General features: G+C 73.5%; 22 protein-coding genes. 12 read left to right on the top strand and 10 right to left on the bottom strand.

The window, feature by feature from the left end; genetic code table 11:
- Positions 1-71: 71 nt before the first annotated feature.
- The 3 genes from H0H10_RS25865 to H0H10_RS25855 form a co-directional block, all read right to left on the bottom strand.
- A complete protein-coding gene (locus H0H10_RS25865) occupies positions 72-1,139 on the bottom strand; it encodes a LacI family DNA-binding transcriptional regulator (protein WP_188183522.1) in 1,068 nt (355 codons plus the stop codon).
- 225 nt (positions 1,140-1,364) lie between these two features.
- Positions 1,365-1,568, bottom strand: coding sequence for a DUF5999 family protein (locus tag H0H10_RS25860; RefSeq protein ID WP_188183521.1), 204 nt, complete (start codon positions 1,566-1,568; stop codon positions 1,365-1,367).
- Between the two features lie 353 nt (positions 1,569-1,921).
- Positions 1,922-2,512, bottom strand: coding sequence for a hypothetical protein (locus tag H0H10_RS25855; protein ID WP_188183520.1), 591 nt, complete (start codon positions 2,510-2,512; stop codon positions 1,922-1,924).
- A gap of 558 nt (positions 2,513-3,070) precedes the next feature.
- Between H0H10_RS25855 and H0H10_RS25850 the strand changes: the two genes are divergently transcribed.
- Together H0H10_RS25850 and H0H10_RS25845 are read left to right on the top strand one after the other, a co-directional pair.
- Positions 3,071-4,588, top strand: coding sequence for a glutamate-cysteine ligase family protein (locus H0H10_RS25850; RefSeq protein ID WP_188183519.1), 1,518 nt, complete (start codon positions 3,071-3,073; stop codon positions 4,586-4,588).
- An 87-nt stretch (positions 4,589-4,675) separates the two neighbouring features.
- Positions 4,676-5,473, top strand: coding sequence for a CPBP family intramembrane glutamic endopeptidase (locus tag H0H10_RS25845; protein ID WP_188183518.1), 798 nt, complete (start codon positions 4,676-4,678; stop codon positions 5,471-5,473).
- Between the two features lie 49 nt (positions 5,474-5,522).
- Here the strand turns inward: H0H10_RS25845 and H0H10_RS25840 are convergent, their stop codons facing one another.
- Positions 5,523-6,332 (bottom strand): PhzF family phenazine biosynthesis protein, encoded by an 810-nt coding sequence (locus H0H10_RS25840; protein WP_188183517.1) that lies wholly within the window; start codon positions 6,330-6,332, stop codon positions 5,523-5,525.
- A gap of 209 nt (positions 6,333-6,541) precedes the next feature.
- Between H0H10_RS25840 and H0H10_RS25835 the strand changes: the two genes are divergently transcribed.
- Entirely contained in the window at positions 6,542-7,246 is a 705-nt protein-coding gene (locus tag H0H10_RS25835; protein WP_188183516.1) for a PadR family transcriptional regulator, read from the top strand.
- 68 nt (positions 7,247-7,314) lie between these two features.
- Here H0H10_RS25835 and H0H10_RS25830 read toward each other — a convergent pair whose 3' ends face one another.
- Positions 7,315-7,503, bottom strand: a complete 189-nt coding sequence (locus H0H10_RS25830) for a hypothetical protein (protein ID WP_188183543.1) — start codon at positions 7,501-7,503, stop codon at positions 7,315-7,317.
- A gap of 197 nt (positions 7,504-7,700) precedes the next feature.
- Here H0H10_RS25830 and H0H10_RS25825 point away from each other — a divergent pair, with 197 nt between their 5' ends.
- The 3 genes from H0H10_RS25825 (at position 7,701) to H0H10_RS25815 (ending at position 10,460) form a co-directional block, all read left to right on the top strand.
- Positions 7,701-8,240: a Clp protease N-terminal domain-containing protein gene (locus H0H10_RS25825; protein WP_188183515.1), complete on the top strand. Its 540-nt coding sequence runs from the start codon at positions 7,701-7,703 to the stop codon at positions 8,238-8,240.
- A gap of 82 nt (positions 8,241-8,322) precedes the next feature.
- Entirely contained in the window at positions 8,323-9,327 is a 1,005-nt protein-coding gene (locus H0H10_RS25820) for an EamA family transporter (RefSeq protein WP_188183514.1), read from the top strand.
- Between the two features lie 182 nt (positions 9,328-9,509).
- Positions 9,510-10,460 carry a DMT family transporter gene (locus tag H0H10_RS25815; RefSeq protein WP_188183513.1) on the top strand — a complete coding sequence of 317 codons (951 nt, stop codon included), beginning with the start codon at positions 9,510-9,512 and terminating at the stop codon, positions 10,458-10,460.
- Positions 10,461-10,528: 68 nt separating this feature from the next.
- Here H0H10_RS25815 and H0H10_RS25810 read toward each other — a convergent pair whose 3' ends face one another.
- Entirely contained in the window at positions 10,529-11,161 is a 633-nt protein-coding gene (locus H0H10_RS25810; RefSeq protein WP_188183512.1) for an FMN-binding negative transcriptional regulator, read from the bottom strand.
- On the bottom strand, positions 11,161-11,847 hold the full coding sequence (locus tag H0H10_RS25805; RefSeq protein ID WP_188183511.1) for a pyridoxamine 5'-phosphate oxidase family protein: 687 nt from the start codon (positions 11,845-11,847) through the stop codon (positions 11,161-11,163). The genes H0H10_RS25810 and H0H10_RS25805 overlap by 1 nt, the downstream gene beginning before the upstream one ends.
- Positions 11,848-11,882: 35 nt before the next feature.
- Here H0H10_RS25805 and H0H10_RS25800 point away from each other — a divergent pair, with 35 nt between their 5' ends.
- Positions 11,883-13,214 (top strand): aminotransferase class I/II-fold pyridoxal phosphate-dependent enzyme, encoded by a 1,332-nt coding sequence (locus H0H10_RS25800; RefSeq protein WP_188183510.1) that lies wholly within the window; start codon positions 11,883-11,885, stop codon positions 13,212-13,214.
- 178 nt (positions 13,215-13,392) lie between these two features.
- On the opposite strand, the gene H0H10_RS25795 is transcribed toward H0H10_RS25800, so the two are convergent.
- Complete coding sequence (locus H0H10_RS25795) at positions 13,393-14,361, bottom strand: DMT family transporter (protein WP_188183509.1); 969 nt, start codon at positions 14,359-14,361, stop codon at positions 13,393-13,395.
- Positions 14,362-14,435: 74 nt separating this feature from the next.
- Here H0H10_RS25795 and H0H10_RS25790 point away from each other — a divergent pair, with 74 nt between their 5' ends.
- On the top strand, positions 14,436-15,338 hold the full coding sequence (locus tag H0H10_RS25790; RefSeq protein WP_188183508.1) for a LysR family transcriptional regulator: 903 nt from the start codon (positions 14,436-14,438) through the stop codon (positions 15,336-15,338).
- Between the two features lie 50 nt (positions 15,339-15,388).
- Here H0H10_RS25790 and H0H10_RS25785 read toward each other — a convergent pair whose 3' ends face one another.
- Together H0H10_RS25785 and H0H10_RS25780 are read right to left on the bottom strand one after the other, a co-directional pair.
- A complete protein-coding gene (locus H0H10_RS25785; RefSeq protein ID WP_188183507.1) occupies positions 15,389-15,856 on the bottom strand; it encodes a pyridoxamine 5'-phosphate oxidase family protein in 468 nt (155 codons plus the stop codon).
- Positions 15,857-15,870: 14 nt separating this feature from the next.
- Positions 15,871-16,335 carry a Rieske (2Fe-2S) protein gene (locus H0H10_RS25780; RefSeq protein WP_188183506.1) on the bottom strand — a complete coding sequence of 155 codons (465 nt, stop codon included), beginning with the start codon at positions 16,333-16,335 and terminating at the stop codon, positions 15,871-15,873.
- A 115-nt stretch (positions 16,336-16,450) separates the two neighbouring features.
- Here H0H10_RS25780 and H0H10_RS25775 point away from each other — a divergent pair, with 115 nt between their 5' ends.
- The 4 genes from H0H10_RS25775 (at position 16,451) to H0H10_RS25760 (ending at position 19,729) form a co-directional block, all read left to right on the top strand.
- Positions 16,451-17,224: a HipA family kinase gene (locus H0H10_RS25775; protein ID WP_188183505.1), complete on the top strand. Its 774-nt coding sequence runs from the start codon at positions 16,451-16,453 to the stop codon at positions 17,222-17,224.
- A complete protein-coding gene (locus tag H0H10_RS25770; RefSeq protein ID WP_188183504.1) occupies positions 17,221-17,604 on the top strand; it encodes a DUF3037 domain-containing protein in 384 nt (127 codons plus the stop codon). The genes H0H10_RS25775 and H0H10_RS25770 overlap by 4 nt, the downstream gene beginning before the upstream one ends.
- A 590-nt stretch (positions 17,605-18,194) precedes the next feature.
- On the top strand, positions 18,195-18,956 hold the full coding sequence (gene fabG, locus H0H10_RS25765) for a 3-oxoacyl-ACP reductase FabG (RefSeq protein WP_188183503.1): 762 nt from the start codon (positions 18,195-18,197) through the stop codon (positions 18,954-18,956).
- A gap of 17 nt (positions 18,957-18,973) precedes the next feature.
- Entirely contained in the window at positions 18,974-19,729 is a 756-nt protein-coding gene (locus tag H0H10_RS25760; protein WP_188183502.1) for an SDR family oxidoreductase, read from the top strand.
- The last annotated feature ends 103 nt before the right edge of the window (positions 19,730-19,832 follow it).

Genomic DNA, 19,832 nt, shown 5'->3' with positions numbered 1-19,832 from the left:
CGGCTCCGCACGGTGCGCGGTGTTCCGACGCGGGGTCGTCGGTGGTGGGCGGCGTGGGCGGGGTGGTGCCGTCAGAGTGAGGGGGTCGGCCCGGGTTTCGCCGGGGGCGCCGTGCTCGAGCGGATGATCAGTTCCGTGCCCAGTTCCACCCGGGGCGAGTCCGGCCGCTCGCCCCGGGCCAGCCGCAGCACCGTGCGCACGGCCAGCTTGCCCATGTCGGCGAGGGGCTGCCGCACGGTGGTCAGCGGCGGAGCCGACCAGCGCACGGCCGGAAGGTCGTCGAATCCGACCACGCTCATGTCCTCGGGCACCCTGAGCCCACGCCGGCGCAGTGCCTCGATCGCACCGAGCGCCATCTGGTCGCCGGCCGCGAACACGGCGGTCGGCGGCTCGGGCAGGTCCAGCAGCGCGTTGCAGCCGGAGAAGCCGGACTCGGGACGGAAGTCGCCGGACACGATCAGGGAGTCGTCCACGGCGACGCCGGCGCCCTCCAGGGCCGCGCGACAGCCGTCGAGGCGGGCGCGGGAGCACAGCAGCCGCGGTGGTCCGGAGATCAGGCCGATCCTGCGGTGGCCGAGCGCCAGCAGATGCCGGGTGGCCGCCATGCCGCCCGACCAGTTGGCGGCGCCGACGGTCGGTACGTCCAGGGCGGGGGAGCCCGCCGGGTCGACGACCACCAGCGGTACGCCGAGGATCCGCAGTTCCTCGTGGAGGACGGGCTCCAGGACGGACATGACGAGGACGACGCCGGCGGAGGCCCGGGCACGCAGGTTCCGCATCCACTCGCGGGCGTCGCCCGACCGCCCGTGGACCGCCGACACCACGGTGCCCACCCCGGCCGTGTGGGCGGCCTCCTCGACGCCCCGGATGATCTCCACCGCCCAGGGGCTGTCGAGGTCGTCGAAGACCAGGTCGAGCAGGGCCGCCCGGCCGCCCGAGGTGCTGTTCCGCCTGCGGTAGCCGTGCCGGCGCAGCAGGTCCTCCACCCGTGCCCGGGTCTGCGGCGACACGTCGGACCGGCCGTTGACGACCCGGGACACGGTCGGCACCGAGACGCCCGCCCGCCGGGCGATCTCCGTGATCGTGACCCTGCCCCGCCCCCCGGGATCCGCCCCGGCACCGGCCTCGTCTGCTGCCACTTCCCCACCTCCGCCGACGGACGCGAAAACTTCCAGGAGTCTTCCGGAAAGCCGGCGCCGGTGGGAAGCCGCGGCCGGCGGCCCGGGCGCGCCATGACCGCGGCGGCGCAGAGGGCTACGGGGGGATGGCACTGGGACACACGTCGGGGCCGGTCCGCAGCGGTCACTGCGGGCCGGCCCCTTCGGTGAGCCGGGCGGCCGGTGGGCGGGCCGCCCGGCCGGTGCTCAGGCGGCTGTCATCAGGCCCGTACCCAGCGGGCGGTGCGGGGCGATGACCTGGCCGTCCGGCAGGAGCTCACCGGTGTCCTCGAAGAGCACGACGCCGTTGCACAGCAGGCTCCAACCCTGCTCCGGGTGGTGCGCCACGAGACGGGCGGATTCCCGGTCGGCGGAGTCGGCTGACGGGCACGGTGGCTGGTGCTGGCACATGGGAGGGATCTTTCGCTCTGTCGTGATGGGTGAGTTCGCTGTCGTGGCTGTCCCGCGGCGTGAAGCGTCGTTCATGGCCGCCCCCCGTTGTGTGTGTCGGTCCGAACCCAGTGTTGCCCTGCGGGCGCCGATCCGCAGGTATTTCGCAGCACCGCTTCTCACAGGTTGATGACGCGTCACCCGCGCGGACGGTTCATCTCAACTGCACTGTCACTTCGGATGGTTCGTCATGGCCGGATGGGGCTAGTCCAGTCGGGGCGGCAGCCCTGGAGGGCTCGTAGGAGCAGCTGACTGCTCCTACGAGCGCGACGGTGTTCGGGGCGTTGCGACGGTGTTCGAGGGGTTGCGGCGGGTCAGGCGGGAGACCGCAGCAGCCGCGTCGGTGCCGGCGCGACGCGGTGCGTCAGCACCGGGAGCAGTTCGGCCACCCGGTGCGGGCGGTGGGCCGCGATGCCGGGCGGGGCGGGCGCCAGGGGCACCAGCAGATCGGTGGCGGCGGGGTGGCCCATGGCGGCGTCCGCGGCGCAGTCGCCGTGCAGCCACAGGGTGAGCATGTACAGGCCGGGGAGGGACAGCAGGCGCGGCTGGTAGGGCTGGGGCACCGTCTCGGCCTGCCGCAGCGCGCGCTCGGTCGAGGCGACGTAGGGCCCCTCGAAGAAGTGCGAGAACGCCCAGCCGTCGGGGGTCAGCATGGTCTCGGCCGCGGCCACCGCGTGGTCGCCGCAGCGGATCAGGAACCGCCAGCCGGCCAGCCGCGTCGCCGTCACGCCCTCGGTGGTGATCCGGTCCAGGACGTGCACGGGCAGCGGCAGCTCGGGCGTGGTCGGCCCCTGGGCGCGGAGCAGGGAGGGAGTTCGGGCCTCGCGGACCGCGGTGGGGGAGGAGAGCGCGGCGAGGACGGAGCGAAGTGCGGGCGCGGGAGCCGGGGGGACATGCAGCGGCATGGTGGGTCGCCTCTCATTCGAAGGCACGGTGGCGCGAGGGCGGTGCAGGGTGGGGCGGACGACGCTGTCAGCTCACGGGGTCGACAGAGGCAGGGGCCGGGGCCCGGGAACCTGGAAGTGGGGGGTGAGGCCTGCCGCCATCCCGACAGCAGGAACCTTCGACCGGGCGCCGGTCTACTGCCCTTGTTCGCGGAGTTTATACGACATGTGTTCAGACTGTGTTTCCCCTAGCCGCCTCCGGCAAGCGGAACAAGGGCGCATTCAGTCGTCGATATGAGAGAATCATCCGGATTCCGCAGCGGAGGCACGGCGATGACCTCGGGAAATGGTCACCGAGCGGTCGGCCAATTGTCGTCGGCGTTTTTCACGAGTTCCCGGCCGGCGGAACTGTGCGATGCGCCATGCCCGGTGAATGTGCCACCGGTCGCACCGGCTCAGCGTAACGGCCGGCGGGCCCGCGCGTGGACGTTATCGATCGCTTCGGCTGGGCATCATCCCACCTGACCCGCACACCGGCGGCCGGATCTTCGGCCCGCTGATCCGAGAAGGGACGCTTCCATGGGGGAGAAGGTCGTGGCAGGTCAGTTCGACCTGTCCGATCGCCAGCGCTACCGTGACAAGCTCCGCCGGTGTCTGACGGGGCTGGAGCGACTCCTGGCGGAGCGGCGGTTCGACCGTCCCAAGAACCTGATGGGGCTGGAGATCGAATTGAATCTCGTCGGTGTGGACGGGATGCCGAAAATGTTGAATGCGCAAGTCCTGGAGCGCATCGCGAGTCGCGACTTCCAAACAGAACTCGCCATGTTCAACCTGGAAGTCAACATAGCTCCACACCGCTTGTCCGGGCGGGTATTCGACCGGCTCGCCGAGGAGATCCGAACGTCACTGGCATATGCGGACCGAAAAGCCGGCGAGGTGGACGCGGGAATCGCCATGATCGGCATTCTGCCGACCCTGGACCGTGACGACCTGGTCTCCTCCAACCTCTCCGACGTCGACCGCTACGCCCTGCTCAACGAGCAGATCGTGGCCGCCCGCGGCGAGGATTTCACGCTCGACATCGACGGCGTCGAGCATCTCACCTGCACATCGAAGTCCATCGCTCCGGAGGCGGCCTGCACATCCGTGCAGCTGCACCTCCAGGTCACCCCGGAGCGCTTCGCCGACGTGTGGAACGCGGCCGAGGCGGTCGCCGCCGCGCAGATCGCCGTCGGCGCCAACGCGCCGTTCCTGTTCGGCCACGAGCTGTGGCGGGAGTCGCGGCCGCCGCTCTTCCAGCAGTCCACCGACACCCGCCCGCCGGAACTCCAGGCCCAGGGGGTCCGCCCCCGCACCTGGTTCGGCGAGCGGTGGGTGACCTCGGCGTACGACCTGTTCGAGGAGAACCTGCGCTACTTCCCCGCCCTCCTGCCGATCTGCGACGACGAGGACCCGCTGGAGGTGCTGGACGCGGGCGGCGTGCCCAGGCTCGGCGAACTCGTCCTGCACAACGGAACGGTCTACCGCTGGAACCGTCCGGTCTACGACATCGCGGACGGTGTCCCGCACCTGCGCGTGGAGAACCGCGTGCTGCCGGCCGGCCCCACCGTCACCGACGTCATCGCCAACGCCGCCTTCTACTACGGCATCGTCCGCGCCCTCGCCGACGAACCCCGGCCGGTGTGGACCCGGCTGCCGTTCGAGGCCGCCGCCGCCAACTTCGAGGCCGCGTGCCGACACGGCATCGACGCCGTCTTCACCTGGCCCCGGCGCGGCCGGCTCGGCGGCACCACGCAGGTCGACGCCGCCGTGCTCGTACGCGACGAACTGCTGCCGCTCGCCGAGGCCGGGCTGGACGCGTGGGGCGTGGAGCCCGCCGACCGGGACCTGTACCTCGGTGTGATCGAGGAGCGCTGCCGGCGCCGGGTCAACGGCGCGTCCTGGCAGGCGGCCACGTTCCACCGGGCGCTGGAGGCGGGCCTGTCCCGGGAGGCCGCGCTGGCCGCCACCACCCGCCGCTACTGCGAACTCATGCACAAGGGCGACCCCGTGCACAGGTGGCCGGTCGGTCTGCCGGAGCCGGTGTCCCTGAGCTGACCGCCGGAACCGGCGGGCCCGCCCCCGCCGCCCGCCGCCTCACACTGATCCGGCAAGCTGTGACGTCCCAGCTGGAGGCAGGTGTGCATGGCGGAGGCGGGCCCGGTGACCGATTCAATTCCTCAGGAGCGGCTCTCGCGACGGATCGTCCGTGACGAGACGTTGCTCGTCCTGGCCCTCTCGCTCGGCGCGAGCGGTGTGTCCGCGCTGATCAGCTTCATCGGCTCGGTCACCAGGCCGGGCGGCCTCAAGGACCAGGCGGCCACCCTCAACGCCTCCGCGGCGCCCGGCCGTCCCTGGCTGGACCTGGCCTGGCAGCTCTTCGGGATCGCCACGGCGCTCGTCCCGGTGGCCCTGGTGGCCCACCTCCTGCTGCGCGAGGGGCAGAGCCTGCGCACCCTCGGCTTCGACCGCACCCGCCCCTGGCCGGACCTGGGCCGGGGGGCGGCGATCGCGGCCGTCATCGGCAGCACGGGCATCGCCTTCTACCTGGCCGCCCGGGGACTCGGCTTCAACCTCACCGTCGTCCCCGAGGCGCTGCCCGACGTCTGGTGGAAGTACCCCGTCCTCGTCCTGTCGGCCGTGCAGAACTCCGTGCTGGAAGAGGTCATCGTCGTCGGCTACCTGCTGCGCCGGCTCGACCAGCTCGGCTGGACGCCCGGCGCGTCCCTGGCGGCCAGCTCGGTGCTGCGCGGGTCGTACCACCTCTACCAGGGCATCGGCGGCTTCATCGGCAACATGGTGATGGGCGTGGTGTTCGTGTACCTGTACCGCCGCTGGGGCCGGGTGGGTCCGCTGGTGGTGGCGCACTCGCTGCTCGACATCGGGGCCTTCGTCGGCTACGCGCTCCTGGCCGGGAAGGTGGACTGGCTGCCCACGGCGTGAAGGCTCCGGCGGGGGCGTACGGGCGATTCGTACGCCCCTCCGTGTGCCGCTAGGCGAGCAGCTCGCCCTCGATCACCGTCACCGCGCGCCCGCTGAGCAGGGTGCGGTCGCCGCGCAGTTCCGTGCGGACGCGGCCGGTGCGGGGCGATGCCTGGAGCCCGGTGAGGTCGGGGCGGCCCAGACGCCCGGACCAGAAGGGGGCGAGGGCCGTGTGGGCGCTGCCGGTGACCGGGTCCTCGTCGATGCCGACGTTCGGGAAGAAGCAGCGGGAGACGAAGTCGTAGCCGAGGGCGGGGTTCTCGGCGCGGGCGGTGGCGATGACGCCTCGCTCGGAACTGGCGGCCAGTGCCTTGTGGTCCGGCCTCAGTGCGTGGACGGTCTTCTCGTCGGCCAGCTCGACCAGCAGGTCACCGATGAGCGGGCCGGTGTCGAGGACCGTGCACGGCTCGGCGCCGAGGGCCTCGGCCAGTCCCGGGGGAGCCTCGGCCGGGGTCAGCGGGGCGGTCGGGAAGTCCATGGCGATCGAGCCGTCCTCGCGCGGCGTGGCGGTGAGCACGCCGCTGCGGGTGGCGAACCGGACGGGCCCCTCGTGGACGCCGGTGGTGTGCAGGACGTGGGCCGTGGCCAGGGTCGCGTGGCCGCACATCGCGACCTCGGTGAGCGGCGTGAACCAGCGCAGGGCCCAGTCGGCCTCGCCGCCCTCGGGGAGGCGGTGGGCGAAGGCGGTCTCGGCGTGGTTGACCTCCAGGGCCACCTGCTGGAGCCGGTTGTCGTCCGGGAAGGCGTCGAGGAGCAGGACGCCGGCGGGGTTGCCGGAGAAGGGACGGTCGGTGAAGGCGTCGACGATTCGGATGCGCATGCCCCGACGCTAGGTGCTCGGCCGAGCCGCGGGCCAACGCCAATTCGCGACCGCTGGACCGGTTTTCCGCGGCCCGGCCCCTGCTCGACCCGGCCGGGCGGGGTTGGCGGCTTCACCGTACTCGCGCAGCGCAGGGGATTGTCAGGCGAACTGTTCCGATATATCGTTGAGGCATCGCGACAGATCAACGATGGAATGGAGTGATGGCGATGCGTACCCACGGATACGAGCGTGGACACGGTGGACGTGGACAGGGCGGACGCCGCGGTCGCGGCTTCGGTTTCGGCTTCGACGAGCGGCGCGCGGCGTTCGGCCCCTTCGGGCCGGCTGGTCCCGGTGGTCCGGGCGGCCCCGGTGGACCGGGGGGCCCCGGCGGCTTCGGTCCTGGGGGTCCGGGCGGACCCTTCGGTCCCTTCGTGCCGGGCTTCGGCCCCGGGCCCTGGGGCGGACGAGGGCGCGGCGGTCCGAGGGGCAGGGCGCGGCGCGGTGACGTCCGCGCGTCGATCCTGGCCCTGCTCAGGGACCGGCCGATGCACGGCTACGAGATGATCCAGGAGATCGCCGAGCGCAGCGGCGGAGTGTGGAAGCCCAGCCCCGGCTCGGTCTACCCCACCCTCCAGCTGCTGGAGGACGAGGGCCTGATCGCCAGTGAGAGCGAGGGCGGCAAGAAGCTCTTCTCGCTCACCGAAGAGGGCCGGGCGGCCGCCGAGGCGGGCCCCGAGGCCCCCTGGGAGGAGGCCTCGCGCGGCGTCGACTGGGAGGCGCTGAACGACGTCCGGCAGGCCGGCTTCGGGCTGATGGAGGCCTTCGGCCAGGTCTGGAAGACCGGCAGCAAGGAGCAGCGAGAGAAGGCGCTGGCCGTCATCAACGACGCCCGCAAGAAGCTGTACCTGATCCTCGCCGACGAGGACTGACCCCGGTCGGCAGGCGCCCCGCGGACCCTCCGTGGGGCGCCTCCTGTGTGCCCGCGCGGCCGCCCGGCTCAGTCGAGACGCCGGATCACCGCCGCGTCGAACAGGTCCCACGCGCGCGGCAGGGCGCTCTCGTCATGGCAGTGCCAGGCCGCCCAGAACAGATCGGCCGGCAGCGCGTCCTTTGGGGCGTACACCCGGTAGACGTACTGCCTGCCGTCGACCGCCGGCAGGGCCACCAGCCAGCACCTGCTCCTCATGCCTTGGTACGACCCGTGATCATGCGCCTCGGTTGCCCGGGGGAGCGCGGGGCGAGGTGGCGTGCGCCCGGGGGAGGAACGGCCTGATCTCATCCGCAAGGAGGAGATTCCGGCGCCCCGAGTCCGCTCTGCGTGGGACGTGAAGATGGTCCCCTTCGGGGATGACCCGGGCCGAAGGGGCTGATGGGGTAGGGGGTGTGCAACCCCGTATCCCCCGGCAGTCGGCCGGTGAGCAAGGCAGCCGGCGCGCGGACGGCGCCGACGTCGATGCCCGGTTCAGCGCAGAGCTGGCATCGGTGGTCTCCGGCGCGCGTCGCCGGGCGGTCCGGGACGGGGACCGGCAGATCGACACGGCCCACCTGCTGCACTCCCTCCTGGAGTACGACCCCGACGTGCGCGCCGTCCTCGGCGACGGGCCGCAGATCGCCCGGCTCCTCGGCTACCTCGTGCAGCGCAGCATCGGCTACGGCCTGCGCTGGCAGGGCACCGTCGAGGACTCCGGCGCCGTACCCGTCGTGACCGAGGCCGCGGGGTTCTCGCCGCTGGCCGCGGCCGCCATGGAGTACGCCTGCGCCCGCGCCGCCCGGCGGGGCGCCGCCCGGGCCTGCGGCGTCGACCTGCTCGCCGCCCTCGTCGTGGACCCCGGGGCGCGCGCCGTCGAGGTGCTCGGCCGCGCCGCCGTCGACCCGTGCACCGTGCTCCACCGCTGCGACAGCCACGTCGGACCGACGTCCTGATCCCGCGCCGGGCCGACCCGGACGTCCAGCCGTTGAGACAGGTGTCATCGGGGGTGACGGTCATGTCGTCCCCTGTCATCATGTGCCGGTGCATACGTCAGACAGTGCTCACGGCAGCCGTGGAAGGGGCCTCGGGCTCGGCCTCGCGCTCGTGTCCGCGGTCGCCTTCGGCGGATCCGGAGTGGCGGCCAAGCCGCTGATCGAGGCGGGTCTCGACCCGCTCCACGTGGTGTGGCTGCGCGTCGCGGGCGCCGCCCTGGTGATGCTTCCGCTCGCCGTCCGCCACCGCGCGCTGCTGCGCCGCCGGCCCGGACTGCTCGCCGGGTTCGGGCTGCTCGCCGTGGCCGGCGTCCAGGCCTGCTACTTCGCCGCGCTCTCCCGCATCCCGGTCGGCGTCGCCCTGCTCGTCGAGTACCTGGCGCCCGCGCTCGTGCTCGGCTGGGTCCGGTTCGTGCAGCGGCGGCCGGTGACCCGGGCCGCCGCGTTCGGCGTGGTCCTCGCGATCGGCGGCCTCGCCTGTGTCGTCGAGGTCTGGGCGGGCCTGGGCTTCGACGCCCTCGGACTGCTGCTCGCGCTCGGCGCCGCCTGCTGCCAGGTCGGCTACTTCGTCCTGTCCGACCAGGGCAGCGACGCGGGCGACGAGACGCCCGACCCGCTCGGGGTGATCGCCTACGGGCTGCTCGTAGGCGCCGCCGTGCTCACCGTCGTCGCCCGCCCCTGGGGCATGGACTGGTCGCTGCTCGCCCACACCGTGCCCATGAACGGCACGCCCGTCGCCGCCGGCCTGCTGCTGGCCTGGATCGTGCTCGTCGCCACGGTCCTCGCCTACGTCACCGGCATCGTCTCCGTGCGCCGCCTCTCCCCGCAGGTCGCGGGCGTCGTGGCCTGCCTCGAAGCGGTGATCGCGACCGTCCTGGCCTGGGTGCTGCTGGGCGAGCACCTCTCGGCACCGCAGATCGCCGGCGGCGTGGTGGTCCTCGTGGGCGCGTTCATCGCCCAGTCGTCGGCGCCCTCGAAGGGCTCCGCGGAACCGGTGGCGAGCGGCGGGGCGGAAAGGGAGTTGTCCGGCCGGGGAACGGCCGCATAGGCTGCTGATCATGCATTCGGACGCACTCGTTCTCCCGCCTCCGGCCGCCTGAGGCGGGCCCCTCGCAAGCCCGGCGTGTCGTCGCCGGGCCGAACGGTGCTGCCCGCGGACGAAGTCCTTGCGCCCCTGCTCGTGGGGTGCTCCGAACTTCCGCGCCCTGTGCGCGTCTGCGGAGAGAACTCGTGTCGAATGCCGTCTCCGGCCTGCCCGTCGGGCGTGGCCTCCTCTATCTGATCGTCGCCGGTGCCGCCTGGGGCACCGCGGGCGCCGCCGCGTCGCTGGTGTACCGGACCAGCGACATGGGGCCGGTCGCCCTGTCGTTCTGGCGCTGCGCGGCCGGCCTGGTGCTGCTGCTCGCCGCCCGGCTGCTGCGTCCGCGCGTGCGGACCGCCGTCCGCGAACCGCTGGGCCGCAGGGCGCTGCGGGCCGGTGTCACCGGCCTCGGGCTCGCCGTGTTCCAGACCGCCTACTTCGCCGCGGTGCGGTCCACCGGGCTCGCCGTGGCCACGGTCGTCACCCTCGGCGCCGGTCCCGTCCTCATCGCGCTCGGCGCGCGGCTGGGCCTCGGGGAGCGTCTGGGCCGGGGCGGGGCCCTCGCCGTGGCCGGGGCGCTCGCCGGGCTCGGCGTGCTCGTGCTCGGCGGTGGCGGCGCGACCGTACGTCCGGCGGGCGTCCTCCTCGCGCTGCTTTCTGCGGCCGGGTACTCGGTGATGACCCTGCTCACCCGCTGGTGGGGCCGGGACGGCGGGACGGACGCCGCCGCCACGTCCGTCGGCGCGTTCGCCGTCACGAGCCTGTGCCTGCTGCCGTTGGCCCTGGCCGAGGGCCTGGTGCCGCACACCGCCGACCCCGGCCGGCTCCTGTGGCTGCTGGCGTACGTGGCGGCCGTGCCCACGGCCCTCGCCTACGGCCTGTACTTCGCCGGCGCGGCCGTCGTGCGGTCCGCCACCGTGTCCGTGATCATGCTCCTGGAGCCGGTCAGCGCGGCCGTGCTGGCCGTCGCCCTGCTCGGCGAGCACCTCACGGCGGCCACCCTGGCCGGCACCCTGCTGATGCTCGGCTCGGTCGCGGGGCTTGCGGTGGCGGAGGCACGCGAGGCACGGACGCGACAGGAGCGGCCGGTGCTCGTGTGACGGCACGCGGGGCCTGACCGCCGGAGGATGCCGTGCGGTCGGGTGCCTCCGCCCCCGGAGCCCCGCGGTCAGGTGCCCCTGCGGCGCAGCAGGTGTTCCCGGGCCGCCGCGTCGCCGGGGCCGCTCCGGTGGGCGAGCCCGGCGGCGATCCGGTCCTGGACCTCCTCGGTCCGGTGCCCCGCGTACTTGAACTTCGCCCGTACGCCGGTCACCTCCAGCCGCAGGCCGCGGATCCCGGACAGCATCCGCCCGTACGGCGCCTCGCCCGCCGCCGCCCGCGCGGAACCGCCCTCCGGCTGGAAGTGGCCGACCTGGCGGTTGAGGAGGTCGGCCTTCTCGTCCGGGTCGTCCACCACATGGGCGCGGCAGCGGAGCTGGACGGCCGCGTAGAAGCTGGTCGGCACGCCGTGCTCGGGCGGGCCGTCCGGCGCGGCCTGCCAAGGGCCGGGGACGTACACGTAGTCGTCGACCACGCTCAGCAGGACGTCCGGGTTCGCCTCCAGCGCGTGCCACAGCGGGTTGGGCCGCGCCAGGTGGGTGACGACCTCGGCGCGCCCGGCGTCGTAGGCGAAGTGCAGCGGCTGGACGTGGGGCGGCTCGCCCGGCGGGCCGCTCACGGCGAGCTGGCCGAAGTCGTGCTCGGCCAGCCAGTGCTGCCACTCGGCGTCGTCGTGGGGCGCGTCCCAGGGGTGGATCAGCATCACAGCTCCGCGAGGTAGCCGGGCAGCGCGGTGCCGGGGGCCAGGCCGGGGTCGGCGACCGGGGCCTCGTAGCCCTTGCGCAGCGGGACGAGGCCGGCCCAGTGGGGGAGGGCGAGGTCCTCGGGCTCGTCGTTCACCCCGCCGGTGCGGACCTTGGCGGAGACCTCGTCCAGGTCGAGGCGGATGACCGCGGTGGCCGCCAGCTCCTTCTTGTTGGCCGGCCGGGAGTCGTAGGAGCGGCCCGGTACGACGTGGTCGACCAGGGCGTCCAGGGCCTGCCGCTTCTCGTCGGGGTCCGTCACGTCGTGGGCGGTGCCGTGCACCACCACCGAGCGGTAGTTGATCGAGTGGTGGAAGGCGGAGCGGGCCAGCACCAGCGCGTCGACGTGGGTGACGGTCAGGCACACCGGCAGCCCCGGGTCGGCCCCGCCCGCCATCCGCAGGGGGCGCGAACCGGTGGAGCCGTGGACGTAGAGGCGCTCGCCGACCCGGCCGTACAGCGTGGGCAGCACCACCGGGGCGCCGTCGCGGACGAAGCCGAGGTGGCAGACGTAGCCCTCGTCGAGTATCGCGTGCACCAGCTCCTTGTCGTACGACGCGCGGTCGGGGGAGCGGGTGGGGACGGTGCGGTCGGTGGGCGTGTAGGCGGTGGTGGGCCGCGACGGCGTCTGCGAGGTCCCCTGCATGGCGCTCTCCATTGCACTAGTGCATAATTGGCTTTGTGCTAGGAGAGTATCTGATCACGGGGCGACGCGCAGCGGAGATTTCCGCGAGCATCGAGCGCGCGGTGGGCTCGGGGGAGCTGGAACCGGGCCAACCGCTGCCTCCGATGCGGGAGTTGGCCGACCGGCTGGGGGTGAATCCGAACACCGTCGCGGCCGCCTACCGCACGCTGAGGGAGCGCGGGGTCATCGAGACCGCCGGGCGCCGGGGGAGCCGGGTGCGGTCCAAGCCGGCCACCACGGGGCGCGAGTTCATCCGGGTGGAGGTGCCGGAGGGGGTGCGCGACGTCTCCGACGGCAACCCTGACCCGGCGCTGCTGCCCGCGCTGGGCCCGGTGTTCGCCGCGGCGGCCGGGCAGGGCGACCGGGAGCCGATGCTGTACGGGCACGCGGCCCTGGAGCCGGAGCTGGTGCGTCTGGCACGGGCCGATCTGGACGCCGACGGGGTGCCCGACGGCCCCGTCGCCGTCACGTCCGGATCGCTGGACGCCATGGAACGGGTGCTGGCGGCGCATCTCAGGCCGGGCGACGCCGTCGCCGTCGAGGACCCGGGCTGGGGCAGCCTTCTCGACCTCGTCCCGGCCCTCGGCCTGCGCACGGTCGGCGTCGGCGTCGACGACGAGGGCCCGCTGCCGGACGACGTGCGCCGCGCCCTGGCGGCCGGTGCACGCGCCCTCGTCGTCACGGACCGGGCGCAGAACCCCACGGGTGCCGCGGTGGGCGCCACGCGCGCGCGTGCCCTGCGGTCCGTGCTGTGCGACCACCCGGAGACGCTGCTGATCGAGGACGACCACGGTTACCGGATCGTCGACCTGCCCCTGCACCCCCTCGCCGGTACGACGCACAGCTGGGCCTTCGTCCGCTCGGCCGCCAAGGCCTACGGGCCCGACCTGCGGCTCGCCGTGCTCACCGGTGACGCGGTCACGCTCGACCGGGTGCGCGGGCGGCAGCGACTGGGGCCCGGGTGGGTCAGCCGCATCACCCAGCGGGCCGTGGCCCGGCTCTGGGCCGAGGGCTCGGTGGACGCGGGGGCGGTGGCGGCGGCGTACGGGCGGCGCCGGGACGCGCTGCTCGGCGCCCTCGCGGAGCGCGGCGTCGCGGCGCACGGCCGCAGCGGCATGAACGTCTGGATTCCCGTGCCGGACGAGACCGGTGCCGTCGCCCGGCTGCTGCACGCCGGCTGGGCCGTGGCGCCCGGCGCCCGCTTCCGGATGAGCGCGCCGCCCGGCATCCGCGTCACCGTCTCGACGCTGGCGGAGCAGGACATCGGCCCGCTGGCGGACGCGGTCGCCGCGGCACTGCTGCGGGGATCGACGCGGAGTTACGTGTAGCTGCGTGCTGCGGGTGGCGGCCTCCGGGCCCGGTCCGCCGGTGGTGGCGTCCAGGTCCGGTCCGTCGACGGGGCGTTCCGGGCGCGGTGCGCCGATGGGGGCGGTGCGACACCGGCGCACCGCCCCCATCGGCGCACCGCGCCCGTCAGCCGGTGGACAACGGCGCGGGTCGCCGCACCTAGCCCACCGTGGCCTTCCGCCGGACCGGCGCGGAGCGCTCGGGCTCCGTGGTGGAGGGGGCGGCCTTGGGGCCGGCCTGCGTCAGTGCCGCGCCCGCGAGCACGATCAGCGCGCCGACCGGGGTGGACCAGGCCAGGGACTCGCCGAGGATCGCGACGCCCGCGGCGGTGGCGATGACCGGGATGAAGTAGGTGACCATCTGGGCCGTCGTCGGGCCGACCTCGGCGACCAGGCCGTACTGGACGAGGACGGCGAACCCGGTGCCGAGGGCGCCCAGCGCGGCGACCGCGAGCAGCGGCACGACGGGGAACTCGGACGGGAACGTGGTGAACACCGGGGTGACGACCGCCAGTTGCAGCGTCGCCAGCAGCAACTGGACACCCGTCAGGGAGAGGTGGGAGTGGCCCGAGCCGGCCAGCGTGCGACGGACGTAGATCCAGCCGACGGGATAGCTGAGCGAGGCGAGCAGGGCCAGCGCGGTGCCCGTGGCGTCCAGGCCCCGGAAGCCCTGCCAGGCGCCGAGCACCGTCAGCACGCCGAGGAAGCCGATGCCCAGCCCGGCCACCCGCAGCCGCGTCGGCCGGTCCTCGGAGAGGGCCACCAGCGACAGGGCCATCCCCCACAGTGGCGAGGTCGCGTTGCAGATGCCCGCGAGCGTCGAGGGGATCGTCAGCTCCGCGTACGCGAAGAGCGAGAACGGCAGCGCGTTGAGCAGGAACCCGGCGACCGCCAGGTGCGCCCACGTCCGGGCCCCGCGCGGCAGCCGCTCCCGCTTGACGGCCATCGCCACCGCCAGCACCGCCGTACCGAACACCAGCCGGCCCAGCGTGACCTGGAACGGGGCGTAGCTCTCGGTGCCCACCTTGATCAGGAGGAAGCTGAAGCCCCAGACGAGGGAGAGGAGACCGAAGCGGAGTCGCCAGTCGAGGGCGCGGCGGGGCGCGCGGGAGGGGTGAACGCTGCTCATGCAGGCAACGATGCGACAAGGAATCTCGTAGCACAATCGAGAATCCGCGCCCGATACCTCGTAGCATCGCTTACATGTTGAACCTGGAGCGCCTGCGCACCCTCGACGCCCTCGCCCGGCACGGATCGGTCAGCGGCGCCGCCGAGGGCCTGCACATCACGACGTCGGCGGTCTCCCAGCAGATGTCCAAGCTGGAGCGCGAGGTCGGCCAGCAGCTGCTGGCCAAGAACGGCCGGGGCGTACGCCTCACCGACGCCGGCCGGCTGCTCGCCGAGCACGCGGCGCGCATCCTCTCCCAGGTCGAGCTGGCCCGCTCCGACCTGGAGGCCCACCGCGGGCAGGTGGTGGGCGAGCTGAGGCTGTCGGCCTTTCCGACGGCCGCGCGCGGGCTGTTCCCCACCGCGCTGGCCGCGCTGCGCGCCGAACACCCCGCCCTGCGGATCCGCTCCTGCGAACTGGAGCCGGAGCGCGGCATCGCCGGGGTGGTGCGCGGAGACCTCGACCTGGCCGTCGTGCTCGACTGGTACAACAAGCCGATGCCGCTGCCCGACGGCCTGGTCAAGGCGCCGCTCCTGGACGACCCGGCCGACGTGGCGATGCCGGAAGGCCACCGGCTCGCCGGCCGGGACGAGGTGGACCTCGCCGAGTTCGCCGAGGACGAGTGGATCACCTGGGGCGAGGGCGAGTTCTGCCACGAGTGGCTGATGTTCACCCTGCGCTCGAAGGGCATCGAACCGATCGTCGGCCACCGTGCCGCCGAGACCCACACCCAGCTCGGGCTGGTCGCGGTGGGGCTCGGCGTGTGCATCGTCCCGCTGCTCGGACGCCATCCGATGCCCGCCGGCGTCGTCACCGTGCCGCTGCGGCAGCGGGTGCGCCGGCACGTGTACGTGGTCTGGCGGGCGGACGCCGACCGCCGCCCGTCCATCCGGGCGGCGGTGCGGGCCCTGCAGACCTCGGCCGGCGAGGTGGGCTGACCCGGCGGCCGGGCTCCGCCGCCGGGCCGCCGGCACCCTGCCCTGCTGCCCTACAGCGACGCCAGCTTGCGGAAGTCCCAGGAGACGACCTTCTCGGGGACGAGCCGCAGCCAGGCGTGCCGGCCGTCGTGCGGCATCTCGTCCAGGCCGAAGTTCTTGCGGGCGAACAGCGTCTCGGGCACGTCGAGCTCGGCGCACAGCTCGCCGGTGCGCGGAGCCTCGCCCACGAACTCCACGCTGCCGGACAGCTCAACGCCCCGCAGCTCGTCGTACTCCTCGCCGGTGTCGACCACGAGGGCCACCCGGGGGTCGCGGCGCAGATCCGCCCATCGCCTGCTGCGCACCACCGAGTACAGCCACATCGCGCGGCCGTCCCAGGCGAACCACAGCGTGCTCACGTGCGGGGCGCCGCCGGCCGAGACCGTGGCGACCCGGCAGGTGCGCTGGGTGGTGAGGAACGCGTCCAGCTCACCGGCCGTCATCATGATCTTCCGGCCCCGGCGCTGAGTGACGGTCATGCGGCCCCTTCCTGTCACGCCAGTCGGACCGAGTCCCCGCTGACCGTGATCCGCACGGCGGGCAGTGGTTTGGGCGCCGGGCCGCTCTGCACGCTGCCGTCGGTGATCGAGAAGCTGCTGTTGTGGCAGGGGCAGTTGATGAGACCGCCGGAGACGCTCTTCACCGCGCAGCCCTGGTGGGTGCAGGTGGCCGAGAACGCCTTGAACTCACCGGCGGCCGGCTGGGTGACGACGACCTTCTGATCGGGGAAGACCTTGCCGCCGCCCTCGGGGATGTCGGCGGTCGCCGCCAGCGCCGTCCCGGCACCGGAGCTCTCACCGCCGCCCGAACCGGAGGAGTCCGCCGCCTTGCCGCCGGAGGCGTCGTCGTCCGAGCCCCCGCACGCGGTCAGCGCGACGGCGAGCCCCGCCGCTCCGGCCGCCGCCACGACGGTACGACGTGCCGGTCCCGCTGCGGGCTGAAACTGTGCGCTGGTCATGCTGGCGTTCCCTTCCGGGGTGGATGAGTGATCTACAGAGAGGTACGGCCGGCGGGCGCGTGCCGTTCAGACCGTGCCCGGCGCCCTGCCGTCGGCACGCCGGTAACCTGGGGCGATGCTCAAGGAAGTCATCGCGACCCGCTACATCACGCCGTTGCGTGAGGGCGGCTCGCTGCCGGGACTCGTCGAGGCCGACGACCTCGGGACGTACGTCCTGAAGTTCACCGGCGCCGGGCAGGGCCGCAAGACCCTCGTCGCCGAGGTGGTCTGCGGCGAACTCGCCCGCCGGCTCGGCTTCCGGGTGCCGCGGCTGGTGACCGTCGGCCTCGACCCGGTGCTGGGCCTCGGCGAGCCCGACCAGGAGGTGCAGGAACTGCTCAAGTCCAGCGGCGGCACCAACCTCGGCATGGACTTCCTCTCGGGTGCGCTCGGCTTCGACCCGCTCGCCTTCGAGGTGAGCCCCGAGGAGGCCGGGCGGATCGTCTGGTTCGACGCGCTGGTGAACAACGTCGACCGGTCCTGGCGGAACCCCAACCTGCTGCGCTGGCGGGGCGAGGTGTGGCTGATCGACCACGGCGCGACCATGATCTGGCACCACAACTGGCCCGGCGCCGAAGCCTCTGCCGCCCGCCCCTACGACGCGCGCGACCACGCCCTCGCGCCGTTCGCACCGGACGTCGCCGCGGCCGCCGCGGCACTCGCGCCGTTGGTCACCGAGGAACTCCTCGCCGAGGTCACCGCCGAGATCCCGGACGTCTGGCTGGCCGACGAGCCGGGCTTCGTCACGCCCGACGACCTCCGGCGGGCCTACGCCCGGCCGCTGCTGGCCCGCGCCGCGGTCGTCCACGAGCGCATCAAGGGCATCGACGGAACGGAGGGGGACCGGTGAGCGAACGGCACGTCTTCGAGTACGCGCTGCTGCGCGTCGTGCCCCGCGTCGAGCGCGGCGAGTGCGTCAACGCCGGGGTGCTGGTGTACTGCCGTGCCAAGGCGTACGTCGGCGCGCGCACCCACCTGGACGAGGCCAGGCTGCTGGCGCTGGACGCCGCCGTGGACCTGGCGGGCGTGCGGGCCGCGCTGCGTGCCGTCGAGGGCGTGTGCGCCGGCGGGGCCGCGGCGGGCCAGGCGTCCGGCGACGATGCCGGCCGCCGTTTCCGGTGGCTGATCGCCCCCCGCTCCACGATCGTCCAGCCCGGTCCGGTCCACACCGGTCTCACGGCCGATCCGGCGGCCGAGACCGAACGGCTGCTGGACCTGCTGGTGCGGTAGACGGCACGGCCGTCACCTCCGCGAGCGACCGGCGGTGCCGCCCGGCGCCTGGCCGCCGGTGAGCGAGACGCCCGTGACGGGCCGGGCCGACGCCGGCGTCCGAGCCGCCCGGTCGGGCACACCTCTCCCCGTCGAGCCGCGGCCGCGGAAGGGCGCGCCCCGCCGGAGTCCGCTGCGCCGCCGCCGCTCCGGGCGCCGCCGCGTGGGCCTCGGGGGCACTGTCCGGGCCGTCCGGAGCGTTGCCGCCGTCCAGGCCGCCGTGTCGGCCTCGGCGTCACCGTCCGGGCCGTCCGGAGCGTCGCCGCCGTCCAGGCCGCCGCGTGCCACGCCACTGCGGTATCGCGCCGCGCACTGTGTCCCGTCGACCCGGGGCCGGCGTTGCCCGTGGGACGGCCCGCCCCACTGGGCCGAACGGGCGATTCGGGGCCGGAAACCGGACGTGGGGCCCAGGTAATGGATCACACCGGGCCGGTGTCCCGTTGACACCGGGTGCCGGTGCTTCTAGCGTCACGTCTGCTGAAGGTACTAAGCGGTCGCTCACCGCAGGGCGCTCCGCATGAGCCGCACCCCTAGGTCGAGGAGAAGCAGCAATGTCCACCACTGAGCAGCGGGTCGCCGTCGTCACCGGCGCCGCGCGCGGCATCGGGGCCGCCACCGCCGTACGACTGGCCGCCGAGGGCCGTGCCGTAGCCGTCATCGACCTCGACGAGGCGGCCTGCAAGGACACCGTGGAGAAGATCACCGCGGCCGGCGGCAAGGCGATCGCGGTCGGCTGCGACGTCTCCGACGAGGCGCAGGTCGAGGCCGCCGTCGCGCGGATCGCCGAGGAACTGGGCGCGCCGACGATCCTCGTCAACAACGCGGGCGTGCTGCGCGACAACCTGCTGTTCAAGATGAGCGTCTCCGACTGGGACACCGTCATGAACGTGCACCTGCGCGGCGCCTTCCTGATGTCGAAGGCCTGCCAGAAGCACATGGTGGACGCCGGCTTCGGCCGCATCGTCAACCTCTCCTCCTCCTCCGCGCTCGGCAACCGCGGCCAGGTCAACTACTCGGCGGCCAAGGCCGGTCTGCAGGGCTTCACCAAGACCCTCGCCAAGGAGCTCGGCAAGTTCGGCGTCACCGCCAACGCCGTCGCCCCCGGCTTCATCGCCACCGACATGACGGCCGCGACCGCCGAGCGCGTCGGCATGGGCTTCGAGGACTTCAAGGCCGCCGCCGCCACCCAGATCCCGGTGCAGCGCGTCGGCGAGCCCGACGACATCGCCAACGCCATCGCCTTCTTCACCGGCGAGGCCGCCGGCTTCGTCTCCGGCCAGGTGCTGTACGTGGCCGGCGGACCGCTCGACTAGGGGCCGGGGAAACGGACATGACAGTGGAACTCTCGGGCAAGGTCGCCCTCGTCACCGGCGCCAGCCGCGGCATCGGCTACGGCGTCGCCGAGGCGCTGGTCGCGCGCGGCGACCGGGTGTGCATCACCGGCCGCAACGAGGAGGCCCTGAAGGAGGCCGTCGACAAGCTCGGCGCCGACCGGGTCATCGGCGTCGCCGGCAAGGCGCACGACGAGGCCCACCAGGCCGTCGCCGTCGAGCGCACGATGGAGGCCTTCGGCCGCGTCGACTTCCTGGTCAACAACGCCGGTACCAACCCGGTGTTCGGCCCGATCGCCGACCTCGACCTGAACATCGCGCGCAAGGTCTTCGAGACCAACGTGATCTCGGCGCTCGGCTTCGCCCAGCGCACCTGGCACGCCTGGCAGAAGGACAACGGCGGCGCGATCGTCAACATCGCCTCCGTCGCGGGGCTGTCGCCCTCGCCCTTCATCGCCGCCTACGGGGTCAGCAAGGCCGCGCTGATCAACCTGACCGCACAGCTGGCGCACGAGTTCGCGCCCAAGGTGCGGGTCAACGCGATCGCCCCGGCGGTCGTCAAGACCAAGTTCGCCGCGGCCCTGTACGAGGGCCGGGAGGAGGAGGCCGCCGCGGGCTACCCGCTGGGCAGGCTCGGCGTGCCCTCCGACATCGGCGGCGCCGCCGCGTTCCTCACCTCCGCCCAGTCCGACTGGATCACCGGCCAGACGCTGGTGGTCGACGGCGGCATCTTCCTGAACGCCGGCGTGGCCTGACGCTCGCGATCCCGGCACGGGCGCCGTCGACGACGGCGCCCGTGTCCGCGTTTCGAGACTTCAGGGGTCATGACAACGTAGTCATTCCCGAAATGATCAAAAC

This window comes from Streptomyces griseicoloratus (assembly GCF_014534645.1).
GTDB classification, from domain to species: domain Bacteria; phylum Actinomycetota; class Actinomycetes; order Streptomycetales; family Streptomycetaceae; genus Streptomyces; species Streptomyces griseicoloratus.
Note: the sequence above shows the minus strand (reverse complement) of the source record. Positions and strands in the feature narration are given on the sequence as shown.

Excerpts from the sequence above, each read along its gene's own strand:
- H0H10_RS25860 (WP_188183521.1), bottom strand. The coding sequence starts at position 1,568 with ATGTGCCAGCACCAGCCACCGTGCCCGTCAGCCGACTCCGCCGACCGG.
- H0H10_RS25855 (WP_188183520.1), bottom strand. The coding sequence starts at position 2,512 with ATGCCGCTGCATGTCCCCCCGGCTCCCGCGCCCGCACTTCGCTCCGTC.
- H0H10_RS25850 (WP_188183519.1), top strand. The coding sequence starts at position 3,071 with ATGGGGGAGAAGGTCGTGGCAGGTCAGTTCGACCTGTCCGATCGCCAG.
- H0H10_RS25845 (WP_188183518.1), top strand. The coding sequence starts at position 4,676 with ATGGCGGAGGCGGGCCCGGTGACCGATTCAATTCCTCAGGAGCGGCTC.
- H0H10_RS25840 (WP_188183517.1), bottom strand. The coding sequence starts at position 6,332 with ATGCGCATCCGAATCGTCGACGCCTTCACCGACCGTCCCTTCTCCGGC.
- H0H10_RS25835 (WP_188183516.1), top strand. The coding sequence starts at position 6,542 with ATGCGTACCCACGGATACGAGCGTGGACACGGTGGACGTGGACAGGGC.
- H0H10_RS25830 (WP_188183543.1), bottom strand. The coding sequence starts at position 7,503 with ATGAGGAGCAGGTGCTGGCTGGTGGCCCTGCCGGCGGTCGACGGCAGG.
- H0H10_RS25810 (WP_188183512.1), bottom strand. The coding sequence starts at position 11,161 with ATGCTGATCCACCCCTGGGACGCGCCCCACGACGACGCCGAGTGGCAG.
- H0H10_RS25805 (WP_188183511.1), bottom strand. The coding sequence starts at position 11,847 with ATGCAGGGGACCTCGCAGACGCCGTCGCGGCCCACCACCGCCTACACG.
- H0H10_RS25795 (WP_188183509.1), bottom strand. The coding sequence starts at position 14,361 with ATGAGCAGCGTTCACCCCTCCCGCGCGCCCCGCCGCGCCCTCGACTGG.
- H0H10_RS25790 (WP_188183508.1), top strand. The coding sequence starts at position 14,436 with ATGTTGAACCTGGAGCGCCTGCGCACCCTCGACGCCCTCGCCCGGCAC.
- H0H10_RS25785 (WP_188183507.1), bottom strand. The coding sequence starts at position 15,856 with ATGACCGTCACTCAGCGCCGGGGCCGGAAGATCATGATGACGGCCGGT.
- H0H10_RS25780 (WP_188183506.1), bottom strand. The coding sequence starts at position 16,335 with ATGACCAGCGCACAGTTTCAGCCCGCAGCGGGACCGGCACGTCGTACC.
- H0H10_RS25775 (WP_188183505.1), top strand. The coding sequence starts at position 16,451 with ATGCTCAAGGAAGTCATCGCGACCCGCTACATCACGCCGTTGCGTGAG.
- fabG (WP_188183503.1), top strand. The coding sequence starts at position 18,195 with ATGTCCACCACTGAGCAGCGGGTCGCCGTCGTCACCGGCGCCGCGCGC.
- H0H10_RS25760 (WP_188183502.1), top strand. The coding sequence starts at position 18,974 with ATGACAGTGGAACTCTCGGGCAAGGTCGCCCTCGTCACCGGCGCCAGC.